A 15233-nucleotide genomic window follows, 5' to 3' on the forward strand; every position below is an offset into this window, starting at 1 on the left:
AACCGCGGGCAAATCTCGTCGCCCGGTAAAAACCGATCTATGCTTTAGGTGAACCTTGGATTTAGGCAAGCTCATGAAACGCCTGCTGCTGCTTTGCCTCGTCGCTGCGACCGCGCAAGCCGACCCGGCCGCCGAGGAATTGTTCGCCGAAGAAAGCCCCCTCTTTCAGCCGGAGGAGGAAACCCCAACGCCCCCAGCGGAAGAGGCCCCGCTGTTTACGCCGGAGGAAACGCCCCGCGCGCCTAAAACCTCCTGGCTGGATCGGATCGGCGGCCAAAGCGGCCTCGAGTACCGTTTCTTCCACGATCGCGGCGAAGACCGCGGCATGGACTACCACCACAACTTCTCTTTCTATCTGCAACCGGAATTCAGCCACGCTTGGGACGAGGGACACAAAGAGCTAAGGCTACAACCGTTTTGGCGCTACGACCAAAACGATCCTAGGCGCACCCATTTTGACCTACGCGAGCTGGTCTTCCGCGTCCGCCATGGACCCCTAACCTTTCACGCCGGCATCGACAAGGTATTCTGGGGCGTGACCGAATCCCGCCATACGGTCGACATCATCAACCAGACCGACCTGGTCGAAAATTCCGACACCGAAGACAAGCTCGGCCAACCCATGCTGCGCCTGGACTACGCCGACCCTCTCTTGGGAAACTTAAGCCTGTTTTATCTGCCGGTATCGCGGCTGCGCACCTTTCCGGGCAAACACGGCCGGCTGCGCCCGCCGCTGCCGATCACCGCCTCGGCTGAGCACCCTGGCAATGCCCACTCCACCCATCCCGATTTCGCCCTGCGCTGGGCCAAGACCTTCGGCCCTTGGGACGTGGGGCTGGTGTATTTCCGCGGCGTCACCCGCGAGCCTAGGTTCCGGATCGGCTTTTACCCTCAATTTCGGCCGACCAAGCTCACTCCAGTGTACGAACTCATCGACCAAGCGGGATTGGACATCCAAGGCGTGACCGGCAACTGGCTGTGGAAGCTGGAAGCTTTCCACCGCGCCGGGCAAGGCAAAAGCTTCCAGCAACTGACTGCCGGCTTGGAATACACCTTCAGCGGGGTGTTCGAAACCGGCGCCGACTTGGGCTTGCTCGCCGAATTTCTCTACGATAACCGGGAAGACCGGCTGCCTTTGGTCAATTTCATCCCGTTTGAGAAAGACCTCTTCGTCGGTACGCGGCTGGCTTTGAACGACGTCTCTAGCACCGAACTTCTGGCCGGGGCGATCGTCGACTTCGACACCGCCACCACCGCTTACAACGTCGAGGCCAGCCGCCGCATCGGCGAGCACTGGAAGCTGTATCTGGAGATGCGCGGGTTTGTCAACACCGACCCCAAAGACGCCGGTTTCTTCTTCCGCAAAGAAAATTACATTCAAGTAGAGCTGCAATACTATTTCTGAACGAGGTCGGCGGCGCTGGCACAACGGCACTGTAAAACCCCACGGGCAAGGTGTCGGCGTTCGTCCAGCCGCACCGGATACAACCTCCCCCCCCGCCGCAGGCGCACCACCGTCCCCTCCGCCAGCGGCTGCTCGGCAAGCAGCAGCGCCAGCCGGTCTTTATCGGCCAGCAACAATCCCCGCTGGTAGGCGCACGGCTGCCGAAGCCGGTCCAAAGGTTGCAGAGCCACGGCAAATCCCTTCCCTGGAATCGCCTCAAGCCACACGCAAAGCCCCTGCTCCGTTTCTGACCATTCCAGCCGAGCCAGCCTCGCCAAGCTGAGCAAATCACCGCCGTTTAGCGCAAACACGCCCACCAGATCGCCCACTTGCAGGCCGCCTGCGGGGGCTTCTCCAATCTCCGCCCGATTGTCCCTAACCCTTACCCGAATCGCTTGGCTCCCTTCCCCTTTAAGGCGCGCAAAGATCTCGATAAATCCGACGACGAGCTCCGCGTCCGCCGCCAACCCTGCAGGCTCCACCGGAGGATGGAACCAAGAGCGTTCCAAGCGCTCGAGCAGGCCGGAGGGAATCGTCTCAAGCGGCTGCGGCCAGGGCGCAAACCGTTCAAGCGGCGCGGCAAATTCTCGGCACTCGGTAAACAAGGCCGCAAGTTCGGTCCAATCCAGGCGGCTCCGCCCAGCGCCCCCCCAGACCGCAGGCGCATCGACGTTTGCGTCAAGCCGCCATCCTTCTTCTGCATCGTCTGCGAGCTTCACCTTGGTGACCCATTTTTCCAGCAAGGAATCGAGCAGGATCGCCTCGTGCGGAAGCAGACCGCAAGGGTCAGCCAGGGCCAAAAGCTGGGCTCTTAAATATTCCGCTTGGGGATGGACGCGCTTTCGCCACGCCTGCCCAAGTCCACGATTTCTAAAAGGCGTGGCCTGCTGGGTCAGTTGAAACAGAGCGTGCAAGTCCAACCACAATCCTTTGGGCAGCCGACAATGGTAAACCGCATAAAGGCGCACGATCTGGCTCAGACAGGCAATCGCTTGGGCCAAAAAATTTATCTCGTGCGCTCGCGCAAAGCCCCAGCGGGCATAAGTTTGGCCCAAAGCCCACCACGCGTCCGCACACGCCTGCACGTGCTCTTTCGCCGCCGGCGTCAAAGGAAAACCAACCGGCGGTCGAGCGAGAAGAGCGCGCTGATGGGCCGCCAACGCTTGGGCTATCTTCTCGGCCACCGCGCAAGCTTTTGAAGATACGGGCTGCGCCGCCAACCCTCCGGCTATAGCCTGCAATTGAGGGATTGACAGAGCCTCTACAGTAAACTGCCGGTCCGGTTCATCCGAAGTACGATTGGCGTCGCCTGCGGCCAGATCCAGATAATGTAAGGGCGGCATGGAGAATCGAAAGCTTGGTTTTTCGCTTCCAAGCAAATATAATTTATTTTTGCAAACGGTGGGTGTAGCTCAGTTGGTAGAGCCCTGGATTGTGGTTCCAGTTGTCGCCGGTTCGAGTCCGGTCACCCACCCCTCCTCCCCGGGCCATTAGCTCAGCTGGTAGAGCAGCGGACTCTTAATCCGTAGGTCGTAGGTTCGAATCCTACATGGCCCATCTTAAACCAAAGGCTTAGCGGGTCGTTCTAGAACAGCTCCTTTCCACGTAGCTCCGTGTGGGCAAATGCGGCCGGTCATTGACCGCCACATGGCGGCGTGACGTTGAGCACTCGGCAGTTTGTTCGTCTACGGGTGCGTCAAACAGAAAAGCACTCAACGCGCACGATAAGCGGTGAGGGCGGCATACGCTATGCCCACGACCTAGGGGCATCAGGGTTACCACTGGAAGCGGTTGGAGGAACGCGGGTTCCTTGCCGCCGCGCATCCACCCTAGGCTCAGATTTTACTTGCTAAAGCCCGCTGTCGTTTTTGAAGCTGGAAGTTCTCGCCTTGCTAGCGAGCATGAAAAAGCCCGGCGAGTTTCCGGGCTTGGGGTATTTGGTGGAGGCGGGGGGAATCGAACCCCCGTCCGCGAATCCTCCGCCCTCGGTTCTACATGCTTAGCCGGTCTATCGCTTTAACCGTTTGCCGCCCGAACGGCAGGGATGCAAACGGCGAGTCCGGTTAAGTTTTAGCGGGTCGGCGCCGGACGCGCCTTGCCGCGAGCTTGTGAGCTATGACACCTGAAACCCGGACGCACAAGCACGGCTCCGGTCAGATGGCACCCGACTGGGTTTTAAGCAGCGAGTGCGTAGTAGTTGTCGTCGTTGGCAACTATTGAGTTTGCAGATGGTTTTACGAGGTACCTGCACCTCGGCATGCTCCTTGGGTTTTGCGATCCGCGTCGAAACCAGATCGCCCCCTTAACGCTCTTCTAAAAGACCCAAGGGCCTCAAGAAAAGTTCCAAATATCATAGCAAACCCGTTAACTCCCCCACCAGGTCCGAACCCGCCCTACGTCCACATGGACAAAATTGGAGACCGGATAGTAACCCACGCCTCCCGCTCTAAGGTTAAGCGCGGTTTTATACACATCTTTAAGCTCGCGACCTGGGACGCGAATGTCCACCGCCATCCCAAAGGTATGCAGGCTGGTTTTGGCGACTTGGTCGGAATGAGCGGCCAGCATCGCGTTGGTGGCCGGGGAACGGTAGCCGGAAATGATCTCGATGGGCCTTGCCGTCTCCAGCCGAGCGCTGAGCACGTAGAGCAAGTCGAACAGCCGGGCGTTGATCGGGAAAACCTCGTTGCGCCGATGATCGCGAAGCAGATGATTGAGCCGCTGCAGCGAGTCGGAGAGATAGCGCCCGTTAAACCAGTACACGGTGCGCAAAGATTCGCCGGTGTGCAGGTTGACGAGCGTCAAGCTGCGCGCAGGCGCCAGCGCCCACGCGGGAACAGCAGTCAAAGCAACTCCCGCGCCCAATCCAAGCTTGAAAAACTGACGTCGATTCATTTGCTTCCTCCTCCTTTTTATCGGGCTCGAACGAATCAATGCGTCTGGCGATCCCTTCGCTGTGCTTTAGTCCCAAGAGCACCCGATCCCAAATAAACTTGGGCAACGGCTCCAGGCGGTAGGCCGCTTGGAGAAACGCCTGCCACGGATCCACCCCGCGATTATAAACATCGCGGTGGGCTTCCAGCCATACCCTGCCTTCAGGATCGCGCTCGACGATCACCGGCCGGTAGATGATCTCCACGCTGTCGCCTACCTTGACCTGCTGGAAAAGCGCCTCGGCATCGTCGGGGTGCAGGCGGATGCAGCCGTGGCTGCGGAATTGATAGATACTCATGGGGTAAATGGTGCTGTGGATGCCGTAACCGGACGCCGTCAGCCCTATCCAGTACTTGCCCAAGGGGTTGTCTGGACCGGGCGGCACCCGTGTCCGAACCACCCGCCCCTCGCGGCGCATCTCTTCTTGGATCGACTTGGGAACGACCCAGTCCTTGTTGATCGCCTTGTTGGCGATGGCAAAGCGCCCGGTCGGCGTGGGCCACGAAGGCCGGCCTAAACCGACCGGATAGTGAGCCACCAGCTTCCCGTCGCGAAAGAGATACAGCATGCGCTGCGGGATGTTGATCAAGATGCCGTCCTGACGCCTAGCCGGCACCAGGTGCCGGTTGTCTATTTTGAGCTTCTGGCCAACGTAGATAAGCCCATCCTTGCCGATTCCGTTCTCCCGCGCCAGGAGCTTGGCATCAACGCCAAAGCGCGCGCCGATGCCAAGCAGAGTGTCGTCTTTTTTGACCGTATAAGTAAACACGCCGCCGACGATCTCCGCCGCGACAGGCAAGGCGCATCCTGAAAAAAGCGCCAAGAAAACCAAGATGCGCATCCGGGGGGTAAAAACCACACAAGTCTCCAAAAAGGGAAGGGAAATCGAACTGGCGCGCTCGGCAGGACTTGAACCTGCAGCCCTCGGCTTAGAAGGCCGATGCTCTATCCGGTTGAGCTACGAGCGCTTCTTGGTCGGGGCAGAGGGATTTGAACCCCCGACATCCTGCTCCCAAAGCAGGCGCGCTACCAGGCTGCGCTATGCCCCGAAGATCGCAATTATAACTTCTCTACCTAAGCTCAGACCAGCTCTCTGCCGTGGGCAATTTACTCCCTTTTCTGGTTAGGCGGGCGGCTTAAGTTCTGGGCTTTTGATAAGCAGGCAAATCCGTTTCAATGCGAAAGTATTTTGCTTCCTTGCCGGACGGTAAGCTGATCACTTGGACATAGGAACGCACCTCGCCCCGTTCCAACACATCCAAGGTCGGCACGCCTTTGTCGTCGACCCCAACCGCAGCACTGGCCACCTGGATCCCCAAATGGTCGAAGAACATCACCCGGACGATGGGATGCACCGCGGTCAAATCGCCGTTCCTCAAGGTAAGCTTGAATTCGTAGTTGCGGTCTTCTGCTTTGCCGATGCGGGTAAAGAGGATGTGTTGAACGTATTCTTTGTCGATCGGGATGACCTTGTCGAACTCCAGCGGATAAAGTCCCGGCAAGCGCTGTTTGACCAACTCCGCTAATTCTCTTTCCAGCTGCGCCAACCGCGGCCGCAGGCGTTCCAGCTCGCGCTCTTGCTTGGCTTGCAGTAGGGTCAAATCGTTTACTTCCTTGGCGTATAAGCTCAGCTTGATGGCGGTCACCAACAGCAGCAAAAACAGGATCGCGAGCGCCGCCCACAAGCCGTAAACCAGACGTCTGCGGCTATGATAGTGATGACGGCCCACGCCGTTGCTCTGCCGGCGCACCCGGCGGCGCCTCTCCTCCAACGGGAAATTTCCCGACACGGAAGTTTCAGGCTCAGGAATCAAGCGCTTTAGTTCATCCATAGCAAAAATTTAGGCAAACCTCGGGCCAAGAAAATAAAAGCCTCTAAAAACAGCAAGTTAACGAAATCCCAAGCGCCCGCTGCAAAACGCTTGTAAAAAAACGGACACTGGACTGGAAAGAAAATCGGCCTTATTATTCAATTGCATGATACGATTCTCACCCTATGGTGTCCACCGCCTTTCGGGCTGACTGCACCGATCGCTTTGAGTCCGGCACGCTCTCCGTAAGCGCAGCCATAAGCCAAATCCTCGCGGAGGTCCAGCCGATCGCCGGCAGCGAGAAACTGCCCTTAAGAGAAGCCTTGCACCGGATCTTGGCCGAGCCCATCGTTTCCCCGAGGGACGTTCCTGCTTTTGCCAACGCCGCCGTAGACGGTTTCGCGGTGCGCGCCGGCGACCTCCCCCAACCCGGTCAGACGGCGAGGCTTTCTGTCATCGGCGAGGCACGGGCAGGTCACCCTTTTTTAGGGAAGGTTCCAGCCGGCCAGGCGGTGCGCATCATGACCGGCGCTCCCCTGCCGGAAGGGGCCGACACCGTGCTCATGCAAGAGCACGTGGAAGAAGCTCCTGAAGGAGGTTGGATCGAAGTCAAAGGCGGCCACCTAAGCGGGGAAAACGTGCGTCAAGCCGGCGAAGACATTCGCCAGGGCGAGACGATCTTGCGTCCAGGCAGACTCCTCCTTCCCCCCGATCTTGGGTTGATCGCCTCGCTGGGAAGGAGCGAAGTTTCGGTCAAGCGCAAGCCCAAAGTGGCGCTGCTTTCCACCGGCGACGAACTCCTCCCTCAGGGCGCCCCGTATGTGGCCGGCAAACTCTACGACAGCAACCGTTTTTCCCTGATCGGCGCGCTGCAAAAGCTGCCGCTGGAGATCGTGGATTACGGCATCGTCCCAGACGACTTAAGCAGAATTGCGCAGGTTTTCCGCGCCGCGGCGGCCGCTTGCGAGGTGGTGATCAGCTCCGGTGGAGTGTCGGTGGGCGAGGCCGATTACACCAAGCGCGTCCTGGCCGAGCTCGGTAGCGTTCGCTTTTGGAAGGTGGCGATCAAACCGGGCCGGCCTTTGGCCTTCGGCCGGCTCGGCGACGCGCTGTTTTTCGGGCTCCCCGGCAACCCCGTAGCGGTCTTGGTGACTTTTTACCAATTCGTCCTCCCCGCCTTGTACCGCCAAGTGGGCGCCGACCAGCCTCCCCTGATTCCGACTCTGACCGCGACTACCTTGGAGCCGCTCAGCAAAAAGCCGGGCCGCACTGAGTTTCAACGCGGCGTTTTGGGCCTTGGCGCAGACGGCCGCTGGCAAGTGCGAACCACAGGCCGCCAAGGCTCTGGCATCCTGCGTTCGATGAGCCTTGGCAATTGCTTCATCGTCTTGGAGCACGAGCGGGGACCGGTGCAAGCCGGCGAAGCGGTGACCGTGTGGCCATTTTCTGCTTTCATGTAGGCGGGAATTTACGGGCAAGCACGGCGTCCGCGTTGAGCATGATCATTTCGATCTCCTCAATGATCTCCTCCTGGCGCAAGGCGTTGCGGCGAATCTTGAGATTCCGGCACCGCTCGTCGAGCCGGTCGATCGCCCCGCTCAGGTGCTGAATACGGCGCTGGTGCTCGGCCAACAGCGCCTCGAAAAACATCGCGTGCAAAAGCGCGAACAGATATTGATCCACCAACTTAGAAAACAGCGCAGCAGGCTCCAAATAGGTGAAAAGCGCCCCCGGTAAAGCTTGGCTCTGGAGGTGTTGGAACGGCGGCAGCAGCGAACTCAGCCGCAATCCGGCGCTGCTGTGGTGCACGCCAAACCAGGCGGCTTCCGGCAACTCCGCCTCCAGCTGTTCGATTACTTCCACCGCCTGCTGTAGGACCTCAGGCACTTCCTCTGCCACCGACGCCCCGGCCAGGGAGCGGATCACCCGCGCATCGCCTTCCAGCCGGCTCGCCAGCTTGTTTCCTACTGGAATCAAGCGCGCCTGACAGCTTAGCTCTTGGCAGCGCGCCTCGACGGCGGCTACCAGCCGGTCGTTGTAATCGCCGCAGAATCCCCGTTCCGAACCGATCACCAGGAAAATCGCCTGCCGGGGGCGAGACGCCGGCAGCCACTCCGGCCAAGCGCACAAAAAATCGGCCGCCGCCCGCTCGATGGTCGCCGTCGCCTGGCGCTGGCTGGCGATGAAACGCACAAGCTTGTGCGTTTCGGTCAAGGAAAGGTTCTTCATCGCCGCCAGGATCTCGCGGATCTCGCCCAATCCGGCCAGATGGCTTTCGATCTCGCGGCGCCTCATGCAAGCCAGACTTTAAGCTTATCCACCCACACCGTGCGCTCGGTTTCCAGTCCCAAACCCGAGGCAGCCACCTCCTTTTCAAGCCGCGCCAAATAGGCAGGCACCCGAGTGGGTTCGAGCCGATCGAACAGGCCCTCGTTGAAAGCGATCAGCCAGGCCAGCTCGAATTCGGCCGGCACAGGATGCAGGCGGTCTTGCTTCAAAATTTCGCGCAACAGCCGGCCGCGGCGGAGCTTGTTGGCGACGCTCTCCTCCAGTTTGGCGCCAAACCGGGTAAAAGCTTCCAGCTCCAAAAATTGCAGATAATCCAGCTTCATCCTTCCGGCTTCGGCCTGGATCTTGGGATGCTGAGCCTTGCCGCCGATTCGGGAGACCGACTTGCCGATGTCGATGGCGGGGCGAAAACCGGAGGCAAATAATTTTTGATCCAGGTAAATTTGGCCGTCGGTGATCGAGATCAGGTTGGTGGGAATGTAAGCGGCGATTTCGCCCTGTTTGGTCTCGACGATAGCAAGCGCGGTCATGCTACCGCCACCGCGGTCGGGGGAAAGTCGCGTAGAGCGCTCCAAGAGGCGAGCGTGGAGGGAAAAGATGTCCCCCGGGTAAGCCTCGCGCCCCGGCGGGCGGTTCAGCAGCAGGGACAATTCCCGATAAATATAGGCGTGGGTACTCAAATCGTCGTAGACCACCAAGGTGTCGCGGCCGCGCTCCATCCAATACTCGGCGATGGCGCAGCCGGCCATCGGGGCTAGATATTTCAACCCCGGCAAGGCGAACGCCTCGCCTACCACCACGGCGGTATACTCCATCGCGCCGTAGCGGCGCAGGGTCTCGATGGCGGCGACCACGCTCGAGCGTTTCTGGCCGATCAGTACGTATACGCACAGCACGCCTTGGCCGCGTTGGTGGATCACCGCATCCAGCGCCAAGGCGCTGCGCCCGGTCCCGCCATCGCCCACGATAAGCTGGCGTTGGCCGCGGCCAATGGGAACCATGCAGTCGATGATCTTGCAGCCAGTATACAAAGGCTGGCGAACGAAATCCCGCGCGATGATCGGTGGCGCAGGGGCATCCAGCGGCCGCCGCGAGGAGCAGAGGGGCGGTTCCCGGCCATCGAGCGGATAGCCTAAAGGATCGACCACCCTGCCCAACAGCGCATCCCCCACCGGGATGCTCAAGGTTCTGCCGGCGCGCCAGGCGGTGGCGCCGGCAGTCAAGCGGTCACTCTGCTCCAAAAGGATCGCCCCCACCATCTCGGTACGTAGATCGAAAACCATCCCCCGGCTGCCCTCCTCGAATTCGAGTAAATCGTCCAGCGCCGCCGATGGCAGCCCCCGGATCCAGGCGATCCCGTCCCCCACCGACACCACTTCCCCCTGTTCGGTCAGGCGCGGCCTAAAGCGGTAACCCTCAAGCTGCCTGGCAAGGGCATGGATCAGATCAGCCGTGGCTCGCATGGCTCCGGGCAAAGAATTCGAGTTCGTCTTGCAGGTTGGCACGCAATACGTAGGTGCCCAGGCTGACCCTCACGCCGGCGAGCAGTTTCGGGTCGACAACAAAGCGCAAAGAGCCAAGCTCGGTTACCAAAAGCTGGCGCAAAGCCGCACTCAGTCGATCGCGCTCGTCTTCGTCCAAGGCAAAAGCCGAGGTCACCGTCACCGGCGTGGGGTTGGCTTGGAAGGTCTGACGCAGCTTGATGACCTGCTCGGCCGGCCAGCGCGCCAGATCCTCCTGCAACAGCTCGAGCAAGCGCTGATGCAAATGGCGGTCGGCCAACCGCTCAAGAAGCCGGGCGATAAAGGCCGCCCCTAAGACCAAGGCCTGTTCTTCAAGGCGGCGCGCCCGGTCTTGCTGCTCTCGCGCCCACAATTCCTCTGCCTTTTGGCGCTCGGCAGCAAGCTCCTTAGCCAAGGACTCAAGGCGGTGTTTGCGCTCGGCTTCGAGTTCTTGTTGCAGGTTTTCTAAGGCGCGGCGTTTCTCCGCCTCCCATTCCGCCAGCCGCGCCTCGTAGCGCTGCTGCATCGCCTCGGCCTGCTGCCGAAGCCGCTGGGCCTCGTTCAGGCGCGTTTCGATCTCTTCGCGGCGCCGGTCCACGATCTGGCGCACCGGCCGATACAGGTAACGCTGGATCAACCAGACCAGGACCAGAAAATTGACGATTTCGAGGGCAAAGGTGGACCAGTTCAGCGCCACGTATCAGTGCCCCACCACGTAGGCAAGCAGAGGATTGCGGAACAGGATGATCAGCACGATCACTAGGCAGTAGATCGCCAGCGATTCGATCATCGCCAAGCCGATGAATAGCATCCGCAGCAAGGACTTCTCCGCTTCTGGCTGGCGCGCCAGCGCATCCAGGGCCTGACCGATCGCCCGCCCCATCGCCAGCCCAGGCCCCAGGACGCCGATCCCGATCCCCAAGGCCGAGGCCGCCGTCGAGGCGACGATGATCCAAGTCATATCGCCGGTCATGCTGCGCTCTCCTTGGGTTGCTCGCGCGCGTGCATCCCAGAGGCGATGTACACCAAGGCCAGCATGCCGAAGATATAGGCCTGCACCAAAGCTTCCACGATATGGAGCATCAGGATCGGCACCGGCACCAAGAAGCCGGCCAACAGCAATACGATCAAAGCCACCAGGTCCAGGCTCAACATGTTGCCGAACAGGCGCACTGCCAGCGCCACAGTACGGGTGATCTCGCTGACCAAATGGAACGGGAGCAGGAAAGGAAACGGTTTGAGATAATGGCCAAGATAGCCTTGGATCCCCTCGCTTTGGATGCCGAACCAATGCACCGACAAGAATACGAGCACCGCCAAGGCCGAGGTGATGGAAAGATCCCGGGTGGGCGAATGCAGGCCGGGAATCAAGCCGATCAAGTTGGCCGCCAGCAGAAACCACCACAACCCCATGATGAACGGCCCGACCCGCTGCGCGTGCGCCGGCAACACCTGGGAGATCGCCTCCTCCATCGCGAGCACGATGCCCTCGAGCGCCGCCTGCATCGGACCCGGCTTAAGGCGCAGGCGGCGGGAAAGACCGATCCCGCCCAGCCAAAACGCGAGCGTCAAGCCCAAGGATGTCAGCAAAGTATCGGTCAACTCGACCGGCCCTAAGCGCAGCACCACGGTGGGGAAAATACCTTCGCCTTCCACTTTTCACTCCTCTTTGAACAACAACCACAGGTTGACCCCCCCGAGCACCAGGCCGACGAAGATCAGGCTCAGCGTCCAGCGCATGGAATAACCGGAAAGCTGCCGGTCGAGCCAATTCCCCAAGTACGCTCCGGCCACGACCGGAAGCGCCAGCACCAACCCGGCGGTTCCAAGATAGGTAAGTTGCGCCAAAAGAGTGCGCTCTTCCTCCTCTGCCCGCTTGATTCTGCGTACCTGGCGCCGGATCGCTAAGAGCCAGTCGCGTGCTTTGGGAACAGTCACCGCCTGCCTCCGAGCCGCAGCAAACGTTTAAACATGGCTTCCTCCATGCGCTTGAGAGAAGTTTTAAGTTCCTTGAGCTCGCGTTCTTCTCGGGCCAGTTCGGCCCCGAGCGCGCGTTCGATGGCAGCAAGCTGCCGGTCGCGGAAGAATCTACGGCAACTCAAGAACAACTCGTCGGCGACAAAATACACCACCGCTCCAGGCAGCGCCAGGTATTCCCATTCCCCACCCAGACAGCGAAAACGCGCCAGACCAAACTCCAGCACCGTCAGCAAACGCACGTGCCCGGGCCAGATGCCAAAGCTGCCCGAGGCATCGCGTCCCACGAAGGAGACCACCCCCTCGATCCGCTCGGTTTGGGTGGCGCTTTGCAAGTGGAGTACAAAGGTATTCATCCTGCCATCGCCCCGCGCATATAACAAGCCTCTTCCGGCAGAGAATCGTACTTGCCGGTCAGAAAGCCGTCGCAATCGGCCAAAGTCTGCGCCAGCGGCACCGAAACTCCAGGGATTCCGGTAAACTGGGCGGTCACGTGGAACGGCTGGCTGAGGTAGCGCTCCAGCCGCCGAGCCCGCCGGACGATGCGCTGGTCTTCTGGGGACAGTTCCTCCAGCCCGAGCATCGCGATGATGTCCTGCAGTTCGGCATAGCGGGCCAGGTGTTCGCGCACCCCTTCGGCGATCGCGTAGTGGCGGTCGCCCAAAACATGCCGGTCCATCAGCTTGCTTCCGGAACGCAAAGGATCGACCGCAGGATACAGGCCAGCGGCGGCGATCGCGCGGGACAGAATGACGGTGGTGTCCAGGTGGCTAAGAATAGCGCTCACGGCCGGGTCAGTCATATCGTCGGCGGGCACGTACACCGCCTGCACCGAGGTAATTGCTCCGCTGCGGGTGGAGAGAATGCGTTCTTCGATTTCCGCCACTTCGCTGGCCAGGGTAGGCTGGTAGCCGACGGTGGCCGGCATCCTGCCCAAGAGGCTGGAGATCTCGCTGCCGGCCTGGGCGAAGCGGAAAATGTTATCGACCAAGAATAGGACTTCCGTGCGGAGCCGATCGCGCAAGTATTCGGCGTAAGTCAAAGCAGTCAGCCCGACCCGAAAGCGCACTCCCGGAGATTCGTCCATCTGCCCGAAGACCAAAAGCGACCGGTCCATGACTCCGGCCTGCTTGAGCTCCATCCACAACTCGTGGCCCTCGCGGATGCGCTCCCCCACTCCCGCAAACACCGACACTCCCCGGTGCAAAGAGATGACCGCGTGCATGAACTCCATGATCAGCACTGTCTTGCCCACTCCGGCACCGCCAAACAGACCGGTCTTGCCACCGCGCATGAACGGACAGAGAAGATCGACCACCTTGATCCCGGTCTCCAGGATGCCGGTCGCTCCTACCGCCTCGCTCAAAGGAGTGGGCCAGGCGTGGATGTTACGGTATTCATCACTCGCCAGCGGCTCTCCCCCGTCCAACGGCTCGCCGAAGACGTTCACCAAGCGCCCCAGGCAGCTCTCGGTGACGGGCACGTGCAGCGGGGCACCGGTGTCGTACACCGCCATTCCGCGGCTCAAGCCCGAAGTCCGATGCAGGGTAATGGCGCGCACGCGGCTCTCATCCAAATGTTGGTGGACCTCGAACACATAGGTCTCGTGGTCGAGGCAGGCGTACAGGGCCTGGCGCAGCGGCGGCAGCCGCTGGCACGCGATCACCACCACCGGGCCGTGGACCTCAGCAATGGTGCCGATGGGTGTTCTCTCAACCACAGATCGACTTCATGCCTGCGTCCCTAGCGCCAAGAAAACCTATTTACCATACTTGGAGTTTTCGCGGTCTGGTTTCTCCCCGTAATTTGATCCATCCTTGCCCTTTCTCCAGCAAGGACAAATTAGCTTCAGGCCCTAGGATTCGGCGAACCGATCGGGTATTGGCAAAGGTTGCAAAAGCCAAGACCACTCCCATCTCACTAAGAAAATCATCATCCTCTCCTTGGAAATCATCGGGAGACTGGGAGATCAGAAAAACCGCCCCGCCTTTGGATCGACTAAGCCGAATCAACCCGGAAAGGCCCGGCAGTCTAGCTCCCAATACCCGGTGTGCCTCATCAATGACACAAACTATCCGTAGTGCCCGGTTGCCGTTTTCATCAACGGAAGAATCCCGCAGGCTGTTGAGATAGCGGTCCAAGGCATCAGTCACCAGAGTCACGATACTGACCCGCACCAACTCGGGCAAATCCTGAGTTAGGCGAATAATCCAGGAACGGGAGAAAAAGCGTTCCGGAGGCATTTCCGGTTGAAACAATGGCAGACGGCATAGATCTTTCAACGTTGCAATAGCCCCATCTTCCCTACGCCCTCTCTCGGCATAGACTTCCTCCAGCCTGTCGAGAACATCTGCAAGCGCGCAAGGTACTTGCTGACGAAGAGCGCGTTCCGCAGCTACCGCCAACGCGTCTTTTTGTTGAGCCCCGAATCCTGCTCCCTTGAGGGTGGCCAGGCTGTCCCGTAACCTTTGGGCAGCGACCTTGATACCAGTTTCACTACGGTCGGTCAAATCCAACACATCAAGCGGTATTGGCTCATGAGGCGGAGACAGAACTTTAGTGGAAAAAAATCGATCTAAAGTATTTTTATCTCCAGTCAGATCCCCCTTAAAATCGAACGCCAACAAGGGAACTTCACATTGATTGCGCAAGGCTCTAAGAATTTCCACCACCGTTCTCGTTTTACCGCTATTGACGCCACCCATAACTGCTAAATGAGGACTGGCCCCTGGAGCATTAAGCTTCCAAATGACTTTCTCACCGGAAGCCATATCTTGGGCTTTTTGGCCTATGGGAATCTGAAGTAGACCAGGTGATGTTTCAAAAACATCAGCAGGGGTGCTGTCCTGAGAAATCCCGTGGGGAAGAACTGATTGGGCCAAAGTCCGCCAGAAGCCAGTGGGATTGTGGTCACAGTTTTCCCATAGTTCGAATAACAATCGAAGTCCCCGGTCCCAGTGGGCAGCAACGTCAGACTGGAGTTCTTCTATGTTCTGGAAATTTTGCCCCCGATGCTCGATCAAAAGCGACAACCAAGCCCCCAAGTCAGCACCGCTTCCAAACAAAGTTCCACCCTTGATCACCCGTCCTTCTTTTTTCACTCCGCCGGGAGGATCAGAGAGCGACAGCGACCTGCCTATCGCTAAACGAGCCAGAATGTTATAAGCACTTAATCCCAAGGCGTCTTTTAACTCTCCTGCTATCTGATCCGCCTCTGCAGAAGTCCGAAAATCGGCTTGGATAACCTCATCTATTCCAAACATCATGCAATTTCCT

15 protein-coding genes, 4 tRNA genes and 1 other RNA gene are annotated in these 15233 nt (G+C 59.5%); 4 read left to right on the plus strand and 16 right to left on the minus strand.

Translation table 11 applies throughout. From position 1 onward, the window contains the following. Nucleotides 1–73 precede the first annotated feature (73 nt). The gene (locus ACYQ3M_RS01200; RefSeq protein WP_460034217.1) at nucleotides 74–1405 is read left to right on the plus strand and encodes a hypothetical protein; all 1332 of its coding nucleotides are present in this window, start codon (nucleotides 74–76) and stop codon (nucleotides 1403–1405) included. On the opposite strand, the gene ACYQ3M_RS01205 is transcribed toward ACYQ3M_RS01200, so the two are convergent. Then, nucleotides 1396–2787, minus strand: a complete 1392-nt coding sequence (locus ACYQ3M_RS01205) for a hypothetical protein (protein ID WP_460034218.1) — start codon at nucleotides 2785–2787, stop codon at nucleotides 1396–1398. The genes ACYQ3M_RS01200 and ACYQ3M_RS01205 overlap by 10 nt on opposite strands. A gap of 58 nt (nucleotides 2788–2845) precedes the next feature. On the opposite strand from ACYQ3M_RS01205, the gene ACYQ3M_RS01210 reads away from it, so the two are divergent. Beyond that, a tRNA-His gene (locus ACYQ3M_RS01210) sits at nucleotides 2846–2918 on the plus strand. Between the two features lie 10 nt (nucleotides 2919–2928). Next, nucleotides 2929–3001: transfer RNA gene (locus tag ACYQ3M_RS01215), tRNA-Lys, on the plus strand. Nucleotides 3002–3382: 381 nt separating this feature from the next. Here ACYQ3M_RS01215 and ssrA read toward each other — a convergent pair. The 6 genes from ssrA to ACYQ3M_RS01245 form a co-directional block, all read right to left on the minus strand. Next, nucleotides 3383–3746: a transfer-messenger RNA gene (gene ssrA, locus ACYQ3M_RS01220) on the minus strand. 62 nt (nucleotides 3747–3808) lie between these two features. Beyond that, nucleotides 3809–4309 carry a peptidoglycan L,D-endopeptidase MepK gene (gene mepK, locus ACYQ3M_RS01225; RefSeq protein ID WP_487247444.1) on the minus strand — a complete coding sequence of 167 codons (501 nt, stop codon included), beginning with the start codon at nucleotides 4307–4309 and terminating at the stop codon, nucleotides 3809–3811. After that, nucleotides 4194–5237, minus strand: coding sequence for a L,D-transpeptidase family protein (locus tag ACYQ3M_RS01230; RefSeq protein ID WP_460034220.1), 1044 nt, complete (start codon nucleotides 5235–5237; stop codon nucleotides 4194–4196). Before ACYQ3M_RS01230 ends, mepK begins: the two co-directional genes overlap by 116 nt. Before the next feature lie 32 nt (nucleotides 5238–5269). Then, nucleotides 5270–5346 (minus strand) — tRNA-Arg (locus tag ACYQ3M_RS01235). 4 nt (nucleotides 5347–5350) lie between these two features. Beyond that, a tRNA-Pro gene (locus ACYQ3M_RS01240) sits at nucleotides 5351–5427 on the minus strand. Between the two features lie 87 nt (nucleotides 5428–5514). Then, on the minus strand, nucleotides 5515–6210 hold the full coding sequence (locus ACYQ3M_RS01245; RefSeq protein WP_460034221.1) for a hypothetical protein: 696 nt from the start codon (nucleotides 6208–6210) through the stop codon (nucleotides 5515–5517). A gap of 164 nt (nucleotides 6211–6374) precedes the next feature. On the opposite strand from ACYQ3M_RS01245, the gene moeA reads away from it, so the two are divergent. Continuing rightward, a complete protein-coding gene (gene moeA, locus ACYQ3M_RS01250; RefSeq protein ID WP_460034222.1) occupies nucleotides 6375–7649 on the plus strand; it encodes a molybdopterin molybdotransferase MoeA in 1275 nt (424 codons plus the stop codon). On the opposite strand, the gene ACYQ3M_RS01255 is transcribed toward moeA, so the two are convergent. From ACYQ3M_RS01255 to ACYQ3M_RS01295, 9 genes are read right to left on the minus strand one after another with little or no spacing between them, the layout of a single operon-like run. Next, on the minus strand, nucleotides 7642–8484 hold the full coding sequence (locus ACYQ3M_RS01255; protein WP_460034223.1) for a F0F1 ATP synthase subunit gamma: 843 nt from the start codon (nucleotides 8482–8484) through the stop codon (nucleotides 7642–7644). The genes moeA and ACYQ3M_RS01255 overlap by 8 nt on opposite strands. Then, nucleotides 8481–9941 (minus strand): F0F1 ATP synthase subunit alpha, encoded by a 1461-nt coding sequence (locus tag ACYQ3M_RS01260; RefSeq protein WP_460034224.1) that lies wholly within the window; start codon nucleotides 9939–9941, stop codon nucleotides 8481–8483. The genes ACYQ3M_RS01255 and ACYQ3M_RS01260 overlap by 4 nt, the downstream gene beginning before the upstream one ends. Continuing rightward, nucleotides 9925–10677 carry a F0F1 ATP synthase subunit delta gene (locus tag ACYQ3M_RS01265; RefSeq protein ID WP_460034225.1) on the minus strand — a complete coding sequence of 251 codons (753 nt, stop codon included), beginning with the start codon at nucleotides 10675–10677 and terminating at the stop codon, nucleotides 9925–9927. Before ACYQ3M_RS01265 ends, ACYQ3M_RS01260 begins: the two co-directional genes overlap by 17 nt. Nucleotides 10678–10680: 3 nt before the next feature. Beyond that, nucleotides 10681–10953 (minus strand): ATP synthase F0 subunit C, encoded by a 273-nt coding sequence (gene atpE / locus ACYQ3M_RS01270; RefSeq protein WP_460034226.1) that lies wholly within the window; start codon nucleotides 10951–10953, stop codon nucleotides 10681–10683. Beyond that, on the minus strand, nucleotides 10950–11636 hold the full coding sequence (locus ACYQ3M_RS01275) for a F0F1 ATP synthase subunit A (RefSeq protein ID WP_460034227.1): 687 nt from the start codon (nucleotides 11634–11636) through the stop codon (nucleotides 10950–10952). Before ACYQ3M_RS01275 ends, atpE begins: the two co-directional genes overlap by 4 nt. 3 nt (nucleotides 11637–11639) lie before the next feature. Further along, complete coding sequence (locus ACYQ3M_RS01280; protein ID WP_460034228.1) at nucleotides 11640–11918, minus strand: AtpZ/AtpI family protein; 279 nt, start codon at nucleotides 11916–11918, stop codon at nucleotides 11640–11642. After that, a complete protein-coding gene (locus ACYQ3M_RS01285; protein WP_460034229.1) occupies nucleotides 11915–12313 on the minus strand; it encodes a F0F1 ATP synthase subunit delta/epsilon in 399 nt (132 codons plus the stop codon). The genes ACYQ3M_RS01280 and ACYQ3M_RS01285 overlap by 4 nt, the downstream gene beginning before the upstream one ends. Further along, nucleotides 12310–13677 (minus strand): F0F1 ATP synthase subunit beta, encoded by a 1368-nt coding sequence (gene atpD / locus ACYQ3M_RS01290; RefSeq protein ID WP_460034230.1) that lies wholly within the window; start codon nucleotides 13675–13677, stop codon nucleotides 12310–12312. The genes ACYQ3M_RS01285 and atpD overlap by 4 nt, the downstream gene beginning before the upstream one ends. Before the next feature lie 43 nt (nucleotides 13678–13720). Beyond that, nucleotides 13721–15223 (minus strand): DndE family protein, encoded by a 1503-nt coding sequence (locus tag ACYQ3M_RS01295; protein WP_460034231.1) that lies wholly within the window; start codon nucleotides 15221–15223, stop codon nucleotides 13721–13723. Nucleotides 15224–15233 lie beyond the last annotated feature (10 nt).

The sequence above is a fragment of the Methylothermus subterraneus genome, from assembly GCF_054656915.1.

Bases quoted from the DNA above. Each gene is read 5' to 3' on its own strand.
- ACYQ3M_RS01255 (WP_460034223.1), bottom strand. From the start codon at position 8,484: ATGAGGCGCCGCGAGATCGAAAGCCATCTGGCCGGATTGGGCGAGATC.
- ACYQ3M_RS01245 (WP_460034221.1), bottom strand. From the start codon at position 6,210: ATGGATGAACTAAAGCGCTTGATTCCTGAGCCTGAAACTTCCGTGTCG.
- ACYQ3M_RS01260 (WP_460034224.1), bottom strand. From the start codon at position 9,941: ATGCGAGCCACGGCTGATCTGATCCATGCCCTTGCCAGGCAGCTTGAG.
- moeA (WP_460034222.1), top strand. From the start codon at position 6,375: ATGGTGTCCACCGCCTTTCGGGCTGACTGCACCGATCGCTTTGAGTCC.
- ACYQ3M_RS01295 (WP_460034231.1), bottom strand. From the start codon at position 15,223: ATGATGTTTGGAATAGATGAGGTTATCCAAGCCGATTTTCGGACTTCT.
- atpE (WP_460034226.1), bottom strand. From the start codon at position 10,953: ATGACCGGCGATATGACTTGGATCATCGTCGCCTCGACGGCGGCCTCG.
- ACYQ3M_RS01205 (WP_460034218.1), bottom strand. From the start codon at position 2,787: ATGCCGCCCTTACATTATCTGGATCTGGCCGCAGGCGACGCCAATCGT.
- ACYQ3M_RS01285 (WP_460034229.1), bottom strand. From the start codon at position 12,313: ATGAATACCTTTGTACTCCACTTGCAAAGCGCCACCCAAACCGAGCGG.
- ACYQ3M_RS01200 (WP_460034217.1), top strand. From the start codon at position 74: ATGAAACGCCTGCTGCTGCTTTGCCTCGTCGCTGCGACCGCGCAAGCC.